General features: G+C 67.6%; 10 protein-coding genes. 4 read left to right on the top strand and 6 right to left on the bottom strand.

Going from position 1 to position 14,937, the window contains the following annotated elements; all coding sequences use genetic code 11:
- Positions 1-22 precede the first annotated feature (22 nt).
- From murJ to BLT60_RS19770, 3 genes are all read right to left on the bottom strand, one after another.
- Positions 23-1,582 (bottom strand): murein biosynthesis integral membrane protein MurJ, encoded by a 1,560-nt coding sequence (gene murJ, locus BLT60_RS19780; RefSeq protein ID WP_090879213.1) that lies wholly within the window; start codon positions 1,580-1,582, stop codon positions 23-25.
- A 36-nt stretch (positions 1,583-1,618) separates the two neighbouring features.
- Positions 1,619-4,408 carry a [protein-PII] uridylyltransferase gene (locus tag BLT60_RS19775; protein WP_090879212.1) on the bottom strand — a complete coding sequence of 930 codons (2,790 nt, stop codon included), beginning with the start codon at positions 4,406-4,408 and terminating at the stop codon, positions 1,619-1,621.
- 70 nt (positions 4,409-4,478) lie between these two features.
- Positions 4,479-5,873 (bottom strand): glycoside hydrolase family 1 protein, encoded by a 1,395-nt coding sequence (locus tag BLT60_RS19770; RefSeq protein WP_244521353.1) that lies wholly within the window; start codon positions 5,871-5,873, stop codon positions 4,479-4,481.
- 199 nt (positions 5,874-6,072) lie between these two features.
- Between BLT60_RS19770 and BLT60_RS19765 the strand changes: the two genes are divergently transcribed.
- On the top strand, positions 6,073-6,726 hold the full coding sequence (locus BLT60_RS19765; protein WP_090879210.1) for a dihydrofolate reductase family protein: 654 nt from the start codon (positions 6,073-6,075) through the stop codon (positions 6,724-6,726).
- 4 nt (positions 6,727-6,730) lie between these two features.
- Here BLT60_RS19765 and mutS read toward each other — a convergent pair whose 3' ends face one another.
- Together mutS and BLT60_RS19755 are read right to left on the bottom strand one after the other, a co-directional pair.
- Positions 6,731-9,442, bottom strand: coding sequence for a DNA mismatch repair protein MutS (gene mutS / locus BLT60_RS19760; RefSeq protein ID WP_244521352.1), 2,712 nt, complete (start codon positions 9,440-9,442; stop codon positions 6,731-6,733).
- Positions 9,443-9,489: 47 nt separating this feature from the next.
- The gene (locus BLT60_RS19755; RefSeq protein WP_090879339.1) at positions 9,490-9,864 is read right to left on the bottom strand and encodes a hypothetical protein; all 375 of its coding nucleotides are present in this window, start codon (positions 9,862-9,864) and stop codon (positions 9,490-9,492) included.
- A 123-nt stretch (positions 9,865-9,987) separates the two neighbouring features.
- Between BLT60_RS19755 and BLT60_RS19750 the strand changes: the two genes are divergently transcribed.
- The 3 genes from BLT60_RS19750 (at position 9,988) to BLT60_RS19740 (ending at position 13,304) form a co-directional block, all read left to right on the top strand.
- On the top strand, positions 9,988-10,410 hold the full coding sequence (locus tag BLT60_RS19750) for a YccF domain-containing protein (protein ID WP_090879208.1): 423 nt from the start codon (positions 9,988-9,990) through the stop codon (positions 10,408-10,410).
- A gap of 109 nt (positions 10,411-10,519) precedes the next feature.
- On the top strand, positions 10,520-12,802 hold the full coding sequence (locus tag BLT60_RS19745; RefSeq protein ID WP_090879206.1) for an NADP-dependent malic enzyme: 2,283 nt from the start codon (positions 10,520-10,522) through the stop codon (positions 12,800-12,802).
- A 115-nt stretch (positions 12,803-12,917) separates the two neighbouring features.
- On the top strand, positions 12,918-13,304 hold the full coding sequence (locus BLT60_RS19740) for a VOC family protein (RefSeq protein WP_090879204.1): 387 nt from the start codon (positions 12,918-12,920) through the stop codon (positions 13,302-13,304).
- Positions 13,305-13,313: 9 nt separating this feature from the next.
- Here BLT60_RS19740 and BLT60_RS19735 read toward each other — a convergent pair whose 3' ends face one another.
- Positions 13,314-14,852, bottom strand: a complete 1,539-nt coding sequence (locus BLT60_RS19735) for a pyruvate kinase (RefSeq protein ID WP_210185650.1) — start codon at positions 14,850-14,852, stop codon at positions 13,314-13,316.
- Between the last annotated feature and the right edge of the window lie 85 nt (positions 14,853-14,937).

Raw genomic sequence — 14,937 nt, 5'->3', positions numbered from 1 at the left:
CAGTGCTCGGGCGGGAAAGGCGTCAGGCGCGGCGAAGGACCTTGGCGAGCGCGCCCTTGAAATCCGCCGCGCCGGTCAATTGGCAGAAGACGGCGAAGACGACAACCCCACCGAAGACAAGGATGCCGACGGCGACGGCGCGAACCAGCAGCGATGGATCGGCAAGGAACGGTGCCATCTGCCATTGGGCAAGGGTGAGGCACCCCCCCATCAACAACGCCGCAAGCAGCAGGAGCGGCAGCCGCTTCTTCAGCGCGGCGTCAGGAGTGAACTGGCCACGGCGCATCAGCGTGCCGGCAAGCAGCGCGGTGTTGACCCAGGCGGAGGTCGCCGTGGCGATGGCGATGCCGACATGGGCGAGGAAGGGAAAGAGCGCCAGCGACAGGGCGATGTTGACGACGAGGGCGACGCCAGCGAACCACATCGGGGTGCGGGTATCCTCGCGGGCAAAGAAGCCCGGCGAGAAGACCTTGATCAGGACGAAAGCCGGCAGGCCGACGGCGAAGGCGGCCAGCGCCGCCGCGGTCTCGACCGTATCGGATGGGCCGAAGCTGGCGCGCTGAAACAGCACGTTGATGATCGGGATCGCCATGACGAAGAGCGCGATCGCCGACGGCAGGGTCAACGCCATGGCGAATTCAAGCGCCCGGTTCTGGGTGTGGTCGGCGACATCGGTCCGACCCGCGCGGAGTTGGCGGGAGAGATCGGGGAGCAGCACGACGCCGATGGCGATGCCGACGATGCCGAGGGGCAGCTGGTACAGCCGGTCGGCGTAATAAAGATAAGAGACGGCGCCGGGCGCCAGCGAGGCGATCATCGTGCCGACGACAATATTGATCTGGGTGATGCCGCCAGCAAGGACGCCGGGAACACCCAGCTTGATCAACCGGCGGACGCCCGGCGTCAATCGCGGCCATCTCAGGCGCAGGAGCGCATGGCCGCGACCGGCGGCAATCACGACCATCGCGAGCTGGGCGACGCCGCCGACCAGCGTGCCGATGGTCAGCGCGATGCCGGCATCGGGGGTCTCGGTCCAGCCCATGGCGAGGATGAGCAGGAGGACGGCGATCAGCACGACATTGAGCAGGGCCGGGGCGAAGGCAGCGGCGGCGAAGCGGCCGCGAGCGTTGAGTACACCGCTGTAAAAGGCGAGCAGCGAAACAAGGCCGAGATAGGGGAAGGCGATGCGGGTCAGGAAGACCGTCAGGTCGAACTTTTCCGGATCGGAGACGAAGCCAGGGGCCATGACGAACATCAGGATCGGCATGGTGATTTCGGCGATCGCGGTGAAGATCAGCAGCGACGTGAGCAGCATGCTCAACGCCTCCTCGCCGAATTTCCGCGCCGCAGCCTCGCCCTCGCCTTCCAGCGCCCGGGCATAGAGCGGCACGAAGGCCGAGTTGAAGGCGCCCTCGGCGAAGAGCCGCCGGAACAGGTTGGGGAACCGGAAGGCGACGAAGAAGGCGTCGGCGATCGGCCCGGTGCCCAGCGCGCCGGCGATGAACACGTCGCGCACGAAACCGAGGAGGCGGCTTGTCGCCGTGGCCCCGCCGACCGTGGCGAAATTCTTCAACAGTGACATCGACGCTCGCGCCTTAAGCCGACGGCCGGGAGTGGATCACGCAGGTTCCATCCGCCTGGCCGGACGGGCTTCGTCGACGGGGGTGCCGTCGAAGGCGGCCTTGAGCCGGCGGCGGATGGCCGCCTGGCGGCTGGCATTGGTGATCTTGATGCCGGTCAGGTCGGTCACATAGAAGACGTCGACCACGCGCTCGCCAAAGGTCGAGACATGGGCGGACGCGATATTGAGATTGAGGTCCGAGATCACCCTCGTCAGGCTGAACAGCAGGCCGGCCCGGTCGATACCGGCGGCCTCGATGACCGTATATTGGTTGGACAGATCATTGTCGACGGCGATCGTCGTCTCGACCGAAAAGGCCTTCAGCCGGCCCTTGCGCTGGGCCTTGCGATCAATCTGCTCTGGCATGCGCAAGGTGCCTTCGAGCGCCTCTTCGATCAGCTTGCCGACCTTGGCGGCGCGGCGCTGCTCGTCGACATCGTCGTCGAACTCGCGGCTGATCGAGATCGAATCGAGGGCCTGGCCGTCGGTGGTGGTGTAGATCTGGGCGTCGACGATGTTGGCGCCGGCGATCGAGCAGGCGCCGGCGATGATCGACAAGAGCCGCGGGTGGTCGGGGGCGAAAACGGTGATCTCGGTCACCGCCTCGAAGTCGCGGGCGCGGACGGTGGTGGCGAGCGACTTCTTCGCCTTGTCGGCGTCGCGGATGAACTCGGCATGGGCAATCTTGCGCGGCAGGTCGACCCGCAGCAGATAGGCCGGGTAGTGGCGCTTGACGTAGGCGTCGCGCTCGCGCTTCGGCCAGTCGGCCAGCGCCTCGCCGAGCTGCTCGCGGGCCTCGGCCACCCGCTTGTTGCGGGAGACTTGGCTGTGGCCGCCGGTAACCACCGGCTCGGTCTCGTAATAAAGCGTGCGCAGGAGCTGACCCTTCCAGCCGTTCCAGACGCCGGGACCGACCGCCTTGATGTCGGCGACGGTGAGGACCAGCAGCATCTTGAGCCGTTCGAGGCTCTGCATCACGGCGGCGAAATCGAGGATGGTCTTGCGGTCGTTGAGGTCGCGCGACTGGGCGGTCATGCTCATCAGGAGATGATGCTCGATCAGCCAGGCGACGGTATCGGTCTGGGCCGGCGTCAGGCCAAGCCGCGGGCAGAGCCGGCGGGCAATGCGGGCGCCGGCGATCGAGTGATCCTCCGGCCGGCCCTTGGCGATATCGTGCAGGAACATCGCCACGTAGAGGACGACGCGGTCCTTGATGCCGGGGAAGATCTCGTTGGCGAGGGGGTGGGCGTCGGCGGCCTCGCCATGCTCGATCTCGGCAAGGAAGCCGATCGACCGGAGCAGGTGCTCGTCGACGGTATAGTGGTGGTACATCGAGAATTGCATCATCGCCACGACCTTGCCGAAGTCGGGGATGAAGCGGCCGAGGACGCCGGTCTCGTTCATCGCGCGCAGCACCACCTCGGGCTGGCGCCGCGACGAGACGATCTCGAGGAAGAGGCGGTTCGCCACCTCGTTCTCGCGCAACGCCCCGTCGATCAGGCGCAGCGAGCGGGCAACCTCCTGCAGCGCATCGGGATGGAAGGCGAGGTCGTATTTGTCGGCGAGGTGGAAGATGCGGATGAGGTTGACCGGGTCACTGGCGAAGACATCCTCGCCGGCGGTGCTGATCCGCTCGTTCTCGATGATGAAGTCGGTCGAGCCTGGGATCTTGCGGCGGCGCTTGCGGCCGAGGCCGAGGAGGCGGTTGAGGGCCGGCACCGGCTTGCCGTGATGCTCCTCCAACTCGGCGCAGAAGATGCGCGTCAGGTCGCCGACTTCCTTGGCGACCAGGAAGTAATGCTTCATGAAGCGCTCGACATCCTTCAGGCCGGGATGGGCGGTGTAGCCGAGGCGGATGGCCATTTCCTGCTGGAGATCGAAGGTCAGCCGCTCGTCGGAGCGATGCGTGAGGAAGTGGAGGTGGCAGCGCACCGCCCAGAGGAAATCCTCGCACTTGCGGAAGCGGTTGAGCTCGGCCCGCGAGAAGACGCCGGCCTTGACCAGCGCCTCGTTCGAGTCGACCCGGTAGAAGTACTTGGCGATCCAGAACAGGGTGTGGAGGTCGCGCAGGCCGCCCTTGCCGTCCTTGACGTTGGGCTCGACGAGATAGCGCGAGGCGCCCTGGGCCTTGTGGCGCTGGTCGCGCTCGGCAAGCTTGGCGGCGATGAATTCGGGGCCGGTGCCCTTGACGACTTCCTCGTCGAAACGCTGGACCAGTTCGTCGTGCAGCGGCTTGTCGCCCCACAGATAGCGTGACTCGAGCACGGCGGTGCGGATGGTCATGTCGGAGCGCGACAGCCGGATGCACTCCGTGACGCTGCGGGTCGCGTGGCCGACCTTCAGGCCAAGGTCCCAGAGCAGGTAGAGGATGAATTCGACGACGCTCTCGCCCCAGGGCGTCTGCTTGTAGGGCAGCAGGAAGAGGAGATCGACGTCGGAACCCGGCGCCAGCGTGCCGCGGCCATAGCCGCCGACGGCGACGATCGCCAGGCGCTCGGCCGAGGTCGGGTTGTCGACCGGATAGACGTTGGCGACGGCGAAGTCGTAGATGACACGGATCAGCACGTCCTGGAGATGCGACAGGCGGCGGGCGCACTGGGTGCCCTTGCCGTCGGCGCTCAGCAGCTTCTCGGCCTCCTCGCGGCCATCGGTCATCGCCTGCTTGAGCAGGGCGAGCATCTCGCTGCGCGTATCGGCGGACACCGATCCCGGCTTGTCGCCGGCGAGGCTGGCCATCGCCTCGGCGAGCGCTTTTTCGTCGATCAGGGTCGCGGTCGGTGTGCTCATGAAATCCGTCAGCTCGATGAAGGCTTAAGTCTCGGAACGTAAACCGGAATGCGCCGAGGCGCTAATCCGGTCAGCCCGGCGCGGCGTCCCGGTGATGGCGGGCGATCAGGTCGCGGTAGAGGAAGAAGCTCTGCTTCGGCGTTCGCTCCTGGGTGTCGAAATCGACATGGACCATGCCGAAACGACGCGTATAGCCTTGAATCCACTCGAAATTATCGAAAAGGCTCCAGACCATGTAGCCGCGAATGTCGCAGCCCTCCTGCCGCGCCCGCAACGTCGCTTCGGCGTGACGGCGGATGTAGTCGGCGCGGTGCGGGTCCCGGATGAGGTCGCCATCGCGGACCTCGTCGCCATCGCCAAAGCCGGCGCCGTTCTCGGTGATCATCACCGGCGGGTTGCCGAATTCGTCGCGGATGCGAATGAGCAGGTCGTGCAGCGCCTCCGGCCGCACCGGGCCGTTGAAGGACTTGATCGCATCGGGATTGGCGTCGCGGTCGATGCCGAGCGGGCCAGCGGGGTCGTGGCGGACCAGGGCCGGCGAGTAGAAATTGACGCCGAGGAAATCGACCGGATTGGCGCGGATCGTCGCCATGTCGGCCTCGGGGACGACGAAATCCGGATTCTCGGCCTGGAGTGCGGCAATGGCGTCCTGCGGATAGGTGCCCTTGAAGACCGCATCGAGCGGCCAGCGATTGATGAGGCCGTCGGTCAGCTTCGCGGCGGCGACATTGGCCGGCTTCTCCGGATCGAGGGTGACGGTCGGATAGAGCGGCAAGGCGATGCCGATCATGCCCTCCTGCCCCCGGCGACGGAATTCGGCGACGGTCTCGGCGTTGGCGAGGAGCAGGTTATGCATCGCCGGGGCCTGGCGGCCGTATTGCTCGCTGGTGAAGCGGTAGGGCTCCGAGCGGCCGGCGCGCATGTTCTCGGCAATCAGGTCCATGTAGAAGATGTCGATGAAGGGCTCGTTCATCGTGATGAAGTGGCGGACGCGATCGCCCAGCGCGTCGAAGACCACCGCGGCGTAGTCGCGGAACCAGTCGATCGACGCGCGGTTATGCCAGCCGCCATCGGCAAAGAGGCCGGCCGGGAAATCCCAGTGATAGAGCGTCACGAGCGGCGTGATGCCGGCGGCGAGGAGATCGTCGACGAAGCGGCTGTAATAGTCGACGCCCTCCCCGTTTACCTGTCCGGTGCCCTCCGGCAGGATGCGCGGCCAGGACAGGGAGAAGCGATAGGCGTCGAGGCCAAGGTCGCGCATCAGCCCGATATCCTTGAGGTACTGGGCCCGGTCCTGGGTGTTGATCGCGACGTTGCCGGTGTGCTGGACGCCGACCACCTTCTCGGTGATCCGCTCCTCGTTGGTATAGATGTCCCACTTGCAGAGCCCGCGGCCGCCATCCTGCCAGCCGCCTTCGACCTGATAGGCTGCGCTTGCCGCGCCCCACAGAAATTGCTTCGCCACGCCTGCCATGATCCCTGCTTCGGCCGACATCCGGCCGTTTTGGGGCGTCCTATCACGCCACGGCGGTTCCAAGCGAGGGTTGCCGTGACACGCGGGCGCCTCTTGCCCGCCATCAGTCGCCGTGCAGATGTCGATCCGGGCCGTTACCGTTCGTCGAAGAGGGAGGAAACGGCTGCATCCATTGATAAGGAACGACCCCATGACGAAGGTTCGCGTTTGCTCATTCGGCCTGTCGCTCGACGGTTTCGGCGCCGGTCCCGACCAGAGCCTGGACAATCCGCTCGGCGTCGGCGGATCCGCCATCCACGAATGGTTCTTCCCGACCCGGACCTTCCAGCGCGAGGTGCTTGGCAAGGACCGAGGCGAGACCGGCCCGGACGACGACATTGCCGCCCGCGGCATGGAGAATAACGGCGCCTGGATCCTCGGGCGGAACATGTTCGGTCCGGTGCGGGGGGCGTGGCCGGACGAAAGCTGGAAGGGCTGGTGGGGCGACAGCCCGCCCTATCACTGCGACGTCTTCGTGCTCACCCACCATCCGCGCCCGCCATTGGAAATGGAGGGCGGGACCGTCTTCCATTTCGAAACCAACGGCATCCACGCCGCGCTCGACCGGGCGAAGGTCTCGGCCAGGGACCGGAACGTGCGGATCGGCGGCGGCGTCGAGACCATCCGGCAATATCTTGAGGCGGGGCTGGTTGACGAGATGCACCTCGCGGTCGCTCCCGTTCTGCTCGGGCGGGGCGAGAACCTTCTCCGAGGCATCGACCTGCGGGCCCTCGGCTTCGACGCGATCAAGTCCGTCCCGACCGAGCGAGCGACCCATTATTTCCTGTCGCGGACCAAGGACTAGAGGCTCAGTCGCCCCGCTTCTCGCGGAGCGCCGCCTTCAGGCGATAGAGGGCTTCGAGCGCCTCGCGCGGACTGAGGTCGTCGGGCCGGATCGTCTCCAGCATCGCCACGACGGGATCGGCCACCGCCTCGGCCGGTCCGGCGATGCGGGCGGCGGAGAAGAGCGGCAGGTCGTCGATCAGGGTGTTGACCGGCGACTTGCGGTCGGTCTCCTCAAGCTGGGCGAGGACGGCACGCGCGCGCTCGACCACCGAGGCCGGCAGGCCGGCGAGCTTGGCGACCTGGATACCGTAGGAGCGGTCGGCGGCACCGGCGGCGATCTCGTGCAGGAAGATGACATCGCCCTGCCATTCCTTGACCCGGACGGTGACGTTACGAAGCCGCGCCAGCCGCTCCGACAGGGCGGTAAGCTCGTGATAGTGGGTGGCGAAGAGGGCGCGACTGCGGTTGACCTCGTGCAGGTGTTCGATCGCCGCCCAGGCAATCGACAGGCCGTCGAAAGTCGCGGTGCCGCGGCCGATCTCATCCAGGATGACCAGCGAACGGGGGCCTGCCTGGTTGAGGATGGCGGCGGTCTCGACCATCTCGACCATGAAGGTCGAGCGGCCGCGGGCGAGATCGTCGGCGGCGCCGACCCGGCTGAACAGGCGATCGACGATGCCGATCCGGGCGGCCCTTGCCGGAACGTAGCAGCCGATCTGGGCCATGATGGCGATCAGCGCATTCTGGCGGAGGAATGTCGACTTGCCGGCCATGTTCGGCCCGGTGACCAGCCAGATATGCCCGGCATCGCCGGTCTCCTCCGGCCCCAGCGCGCAATCGTTGGCCACAAAAGACTGGCTCTCGTGGCGGAGCGCCTGCTCGACCACCGGATGACGGCCGCCCGCGATCGAAAAGGCGAGCGATTCCTCGACCACCGGGCGGCAATAATCCTCCGCCTCGGCGAGCACGGCGGAAGCGGCCGCGACATCGAGAATGGCCAGCGCGTCGGCAATGGCCCGCAGCGTCGCCGTCGCCTGCTCGACTGCGGCGGCGAGTTCGTCAAAGACCGCCAGCTCGATCGCCAGCGCGCGTTCGCCGGCACCGGCGATCTTTGCCTCGAGGTCGGCCAGCGCGGTGGTGGTGAAGCGGACGGCATTGGCCATCGTCTGGCGATGGATGAAGCGGGCGTTGAGCGGCGGCTTCATCAGCCGTTCGCCGTGGGCGGCGTTGACCTCGACGAAATAGCCGAGGACGTTGTTGTGCTTGATCTTCAGGGCGCGAATATCGGTCTCGGCGGCGTAGTCGGCCTGCAGGCCGGCGATCACCCGGCGGCTCTCGTCGCGCAGCTTGCGGGCCTCGTCGAGACCGTCGTGGTGACCATCGCGGACGAAGCCGCCGTCGCGCCTGAGATGGGGGAGATCGTCGGCCAGCGCCTTGGCCAGGGCCTCGCCGAGACCCTGCGGCGCGGTGGCCAGCACCCCGGCCGCAGTGGCGATCACCGGCGGGTGGTCGCCAGAGCCGATGCGGCCGGCGATGCGGGTCGCGGCCTCGAGGCCATCGCGGATCGCCGCGAGATCGCGCGGGCCGCCACGGCCGAGGGTGACGCGCGACAAGGCGCGGGCGATATCCGGGGCGGCGGCGAGATCCTCGCGGATCGCATGGCGGAGGCCGGTGTCGGCGAGCATCCAGGCGACGGCGTCGAGACGGCCGGCGATCTCGCCGGCGTCGGTCGCAGGCCCCGCCAGCCGCTGGGCAAGCAGCCGGGCGCCGGCGCCGGTCGCCGTGCGGTCGATGGCGGCGAGCAGGCTGCCGCGCCGGTCGCCGGACAAGGTGGCGGTCAGTTCGAGATTGGCGCGGGTCGCCGCGTCGATCAGCATCACGCCGTCGGTCGCTTCCGCCGCGGGCGGCATCAGCGGCGGGCGCTCGCCGATCTGGGTCTTCTCGACATAGGCGAGTGCGGCGGCGGCGGCCGACAGCTCGGCGCGGGAGAAGGCGCCAAAGCCGTCGAGCGTCCTGACCGCGAAATAGCCGGTGAGCCGGCTTTCCGCCGTGGCGCCATCGAAGAAGGCGGGCGACAGCGGCGTCACCGCCATCGGCAGGCCGCGCCAGAAGGCGTTGAGCTCAGGATCGGCGAAAACCGGTTCAGCGACCAGCACCTCGCTCGGCGCGACACGGGCGAGGTCGGCGGCGAAACGGCCGGCATCGCTGGCGGCGACGCGAAACTCGCCGGTCGAAATGTCGATCCAGGCCAGACCGAAGCCGTCGCCGCCATCGGCGCCGGCGCCGCGCTGGCGCGAAACGGCGGCGAGGTAATTGTTGCGGCCGGGCGCAAGCAGCGTGTCCTCGGTAATGGTGCCCGGCGTCACCAGTCGCACGACGTCGCGGCGGACCACCGACTTGCCGCCGCGCTTCCTGGCCTCGGCCGGGTCCTCGGTCTGCTCGCAGACGGCGACCCGATAGCCGAGCGCGATCAGCTTCTGCAGGTACTGGTCGGCGGCATGGACGGGCACGCCGCACATCGGGATATCGTCGCCGGCATGCTTGCCGCGCTTGGTCAGCGTGATGCCGAGCGCTCCCGAGGCAACCTCGGCGTCTTCGAAGAACATCTCGTAGAAGTCGCCCATCCGGTAGAACAGCAGGCAATCCGGATTGGCGGCCTTGATCTCGATATACTGCGCCATCATCGGCGTGACGGCGGCGGGCGGCGGGGGGGTCTCGGGCGAGCGGGTATCCATGGGGCGGGAAACTAGCAGAATGCTGCGCCCGTCGCCGCGCCGGAAATTCAATCCGCCAGCCATCTCCACAACAGAAACAGCTCGGCGGCGGCGAAGAGCGTGCCGAAGATGAGCTTGTTGTTGGTCGCCAGCCACCCGGGAAGGAAAATATCGAAGTTGCCGGCGCGATTATCGGTGTAGCGGGCGGCGACCCCGGTGAGCGGGCAGCGCATGCGGTTGGCCAGCAGGACGAGGCACTCGACCCAGACCAGCAGGCTCAGCCACAGGGCCCAGTCGAGGCGGCCGACCGCGGTCACCACCGGGATCGCGACAATCGACGAGGCGAAGACAGCCCAGGCCGCCGTGTGCACCAGCTTGATGCGCAGCAGCGCCCGGCGATTTTCGGCGGCTGGATCCGCCCGAGACGACGCATGACCGACCATGCGTGCATGATTTCCGCAGGCGCGCGACATGCGCATTGCGCCAGCGCAACCTTGTGCCATCCGGACGCCGGGGCCATATCTGGCGGGAAACCGGCAATTCCGCCGGGCGAGAGAGCCACCGCCATGAACCTCCTCCTCAACGTGCTGTGGGTGATCTTCGGCGGGCTGTGGATGGCGGTTGGCTGGCTGCTCGCCGCTGTGATCATGGCGATCACCATCATCGGCATTCCCTGGGCGCGGGCCGCCTTCAACATGGCGCGCTACGCCTTCCTGCCCTTCGGTTTCGCGGCGGTCGACCGCGACGTGCATCTCGGCGAGGGCGACCTCGGCACCGGACCGCTCGGCGCGCTCGGCAACGTCATCTGGCTGGTGCTGGCCGGCTGGTGGCTGGCGCTCGGGCACCTGATCACGGCGATCGGCCTTGCCATCACCATCATCGGCCTGCCCTTCGCCTGGGCGCATCTCAAGCTTGCCGGGCTGGCGCTGTGGCCGATCGGCAAGATCATCGTGCCGCGCGAGATGGTGGACTACCGACGTCCGGTCTGAGCGTCCACCCGCGGCCTCGTATCGCCAATCCGTTTGTCATCCCCGACGGGGGTGACTATCGTCGATGCCAACAACAGGCGCTCGCCAAGGGCGCCATGAGGGTAGAGACATGGCCGAGGGAAATGCACCGGTGAAATCGGGACCGTCCGTCACCGACCAGGAGGCGCTCGATTTCCATTCCCGGGGGCGGCCGGGCAAGCTCGAAATCAACGCGACCAAGCCGATGGCGACCCAGCGCGACCTGTCGCTGGCCTATTCGCCGGGCGTCGCCGTGCCGGTCAAGGCGATCGCCGAGGACCCGGCCAAGGCTTTCGACTACACCACCCGCGGCAACCTCGTCGCCGTTATCTCCAACGGCACCGCCATCCTCGGCCTCGGCAATCTCGGGGCGCTGGCCTCCAAGCCGGTGATGGAGGGCAAGGCGGTGCTGTTCAAACGCTTCGCCGATGTCGACTCGATCGACCTCGAGATCGATACCGAGGACGTCGACGCCTTCGTCAACGCGGTGCGCTACCTCGGGCCGTCCTTCGGCGGCATCAACCTCGAGGACATCAAGGCGCCGGACTGCTTCATCATTGAAAGCCGCCTGCGCGAACTGATGGACATCCCGGTCTTCCACGACGACCAGCACGGCACGGCGATCATCGCCACCGCCGGGCTGATCAATGCGCTCGACCTCACCGGCCGCGACATGGCGACCACAAGACTGGTCTGCAACGGCGCCGGTTCGGCCGGCATCGCCTGCGTCGAACTGGTCAAGGCGCTCGGCATGCCGGCGGAGAATGTCATCCTCTGCGACACCAAGGGGCCGATCTACAAGGGCCGCGAGGAAGGCATGAACCAGTGGAAGTCGGCCCACGCCACCGATACCGAAGCGCGGACGCTGGCCGAGGCGCTGGATGGCGCCGACGTGCTGTTCGGCCTCTCGGCCAAGGGGGCGATCACCGCCGACATGGTGCGCTCGATGGCGGCCAACCCGATCATCTTCGCCATGGCCAATCCCGACCCGGAGATCACGCCGGAGGAGGTCGCCCAGATCCGCGACGACGCGATCATGGCGACCGGGCGCTCCGACTATCCCAACCAGGTCAACAACGTCCTCGGCTTCCCCTACATCTTTCGCGGCGCGCTCGACGTGCGGGCGACGACGATCAACGAGGACATGAAGATCGCCGCCGCGCAGGCGCTGGCGGCCCTTGCCCGCGAGGACGTTCCCGACGAGGTCGCCGCCGCCTACCAGGGGTTCCGGCCGAAATACGGGCCGACCTACATCATCCCGGTGCCCTTCGATCCGCGCCTGATCAGTGAAATCCCGGCGGCGGTCGCCAAGGCGGCGGTCGACAGCGGCGTCGCGCGTCGCGAAATTACCGACTACGCCGCCTACAAGCTCGAACTGTCCGCGCGCCGCGACCCGATCGTCGGCACGCTGCAGAGCATCTACCAGCGGGTGCGACGCTCGCCGAAGCGGGTGGTCTTCGCCGAGGGCGAGGAAGAGCAGATGATCCGCGCGGCGGCGAGCTTCGTCCATAACAGGCTCGGCACCGCGATCCTGATCGGCCGCGAGGACATCGTGCGCGGCACCGCCGAACGGGCCGGCATCGACATCAGCGACGGCATCGAGATCTACAATGCCCGCGTCTCGCGGCGAAACGCCGACTATGCCGACTATCTCTATTCACGGCTGCAGCGCCGGGGCTTCCTGTTTCGCGACTGCCAGCGGCTGGCCAATACCGACCGCAACGCCTTCGGCGCCTGCATGGTGGCGCTCGGCGATGCCGATGCGATGGTCTCCGGCGTCACCCGCAACTACGCCACCGTGCTCGACGACGTGCGGCAGGCGATCGACCCGAAGCCCGGCCACCGGATTATCGGCGTCTCGATCGTGCTGGCGCGGGGGCGCACGGTGCTGGTCGCCGACACCGCCGTCCACGAGATGCCCTCGGCCGAGGAACTGGCCGAGATCGCCGAGGAGGCCGCCGGCGTCTCGCGCCGCCTCGGCTACGAGCCGCGCGTCGCCTTCCTCGCCTATTCGACCTTCGGCCAGCCGGAGGGCGAACGCGCCCGCAAGGTCCGCGATGCAGTGCGCATCCTCGACGGCAAGCGGGTCGACTTCGAGTATGACGGCGAGATGGCGGCCGACGTGGCGCTCAGCCAGTCGGCGATGGCGCCCTACCCCTTCTGCCGGCTCTCCGGCCCGGCCAACGTGCTGGTGATGCCGGCGTGGCACTCGGCCTCGATCTCGACCAAGCTGCTGCAGGAACTCGGCGGCTCGACGGTGATCGGGCCGCTGCTGGTCGGTTTCGACAAGCCGGTGCAGATCGTGCCGCTCGGCGCCCGCGACTCCGACATCGTCAACATGGCGGCGCTGGCGGCCTTCAAGCTCGGCGGCTAGCGGGCGACCTCCCGCCACCGTCCTGTCAGGAGCCTGGGGCCTCGCGGAAATGTCACTTGCGCGTCACGGCGCGTCGCCTATGGTCGTTTAACCATCAAGTTAAAAGGAGGACGACATGACTGCACACGGCGCTTTTCACTGGAACGAGTTGATGACCCGCGATGCGGCGAAGGCCAAGGATTTCTACGGCAAGAGCCTCGGCTGGACCTTCGACGACATGCCGATGGGCCCGGACATGACCTACACGATCATCCGGTCGAACGGCGAAATGGTCGGCGGCATGATGCAGATCGGCGGCCCGGCCTTCGAGGGTGTCCCGGACCACTGGATGAGCTACATCGCGGTCGATGACGTCGACAAGCGGATCGAGAAGCTCAAGGCCGGAGGCGGCAGGGTCATGCGTGAACCATGGGTAGCCGAGGGCGTCGGTCGCATCGCCATCGTCGCCGACTCGAACGGCGCGGCGCAGGGCTGGATGACACCGGCCGACGGCGTCAGCTGACCGGTTCGTTCATTGACCGGGCCCGGATTCGGCCGGGCCCGGTCCGCGCTCGTCCCAGGCGTGGAGCGCACGCAGCGTCGGCGTCTTCTTGAGCTGGTGCTCGCCCATGCGGCCGAGCAGCCGGCCGAGGACATCGACGGCGAGGCCGATATTCGGGCCCTTGTTGAGCAGGACGCCTTCCGCCCGGCCGGACATCGCCGCATCGGTCATCTCGCCGCGTGACGGCATGCCGTCCTTGACCAGATCCTCCAGCACCTGGGTCGCCCAGATCACCGGGACATGGGCGGCCTCGCACAGCCACATGATCTCCTCCTGCAATTCGGCGACGCGCTCGAAGCCCATTTCGACGGCGAGATCGCCACGGGCAATCATCACGGCAAACGGCTGGCAGCCTGCCGCCTGGACAATGATCTCCGGCAGGTTTCGGACGGCGCGCGGGGTCTCGATCTTGCCGACGAGGCCGAGACGCCGCCAGGCCGGCGTGCGCCGCGCCAGTTCCTCCTGAAGCGCGGCGACATGGTCGGCGGTCTGGACGAAGGAGTGGCCGACCATATCGGCATGGGCGGTGATGAAATCGAGGTCCTGGCGGTCCTTGTCGGTCAGCGGATCGAGACCGAGGTCGGCGGTCGGGAAATTGAGGCCCTTCTCGGAGCGCAGCTTGACGCCGCCCAGCCTCCCCCGTTCGATACCGACGAGGAAGCCGCCATGCGCGGCCCTGGTGATCACCCCGTGCAGCTTGCCATCGTCGATCGACACCCGGTCGCCGGGGCCGATACGGTCCAGCACTTCCGGCGCGGTGCAGGTCATCTGGAACGGAATGTCCGGCGCCGAAGGCTGCGCCTCGCGACTGAGCAGGATGACGTCGCCGACATAGACGCGGCTGCGGTCCTGCGGCGTCATCACATAGCCGGTGCGGACCTTCGGCCCCGCAATGTCCATCAGGACACGCGGTCGCCGCCCGTCGGCGGTGGTGGCGGCGCGGGCGCTGGCGATCATCCGCTCCCACACCGCCGGCTTGTCATGGGCGCAGTTGATGCGGACGATCTCGGCGCCGCGTCGAACAAGATCGGCGATGATCGCCGGATCGTCGGCATCGCCGGTTGCCAGCGTCACGACGATCCGGCCGTTGCGGCCCGGGCCGGCGGGCCCGAGGATTTCGGCCGCATTGCGCTGCAGCCGCGCTTCGCCGCGAAAGAACTGGCGCTGCGAGGGAGGCGTGGCTGCGGATGCGACACCGGCGAGCGCCGAAAGCGCCACCGCCACGGCATCGAGCGAGGCGAGGACCCGGCCCTCGAGCCGGCCGAGCGACGACACGCCGAGCGCCATCAGCCGGCGTTGCAGCGGCCGCAGGTCGCGACGGCGGACAGCCATGTAATGCGCGAGGTTCAACGCGCTTGGGGCAAAGCCGGCGCGTCCGATCCGCGGGCGCCATCGCCGAAAGGTCGCCCGTCCCTCGCTGGCCACGTCTTGGCGCAAGGCGACGATGTCAGCAAGCGCCTCACGGGCGCGTCGCTCCAGGTCGGGCGAGACCGTCATGGCCGGTTCCATTGCCTCGGTCCGGTCGGGAACCTCCGACCGGGATGACGAAGTCTGGCCCCCCGACGCGACATTTCATTGACATGAGGCAATCACG

The sequence above is a fragment of the Bauldia litoralis genome (assembly GCF_900104485.1).
In the GTDB taxonomy this organism is placed as follows: Bacteria; Pseudomonadota; Alphaproteobacteria; order Rhizobiales; family Kaistiaceae; genus Bauldia; species Bauldia litoralis.
This window is presented reverse-complemented; position numbering and strand designations above follow the sequence as displayed.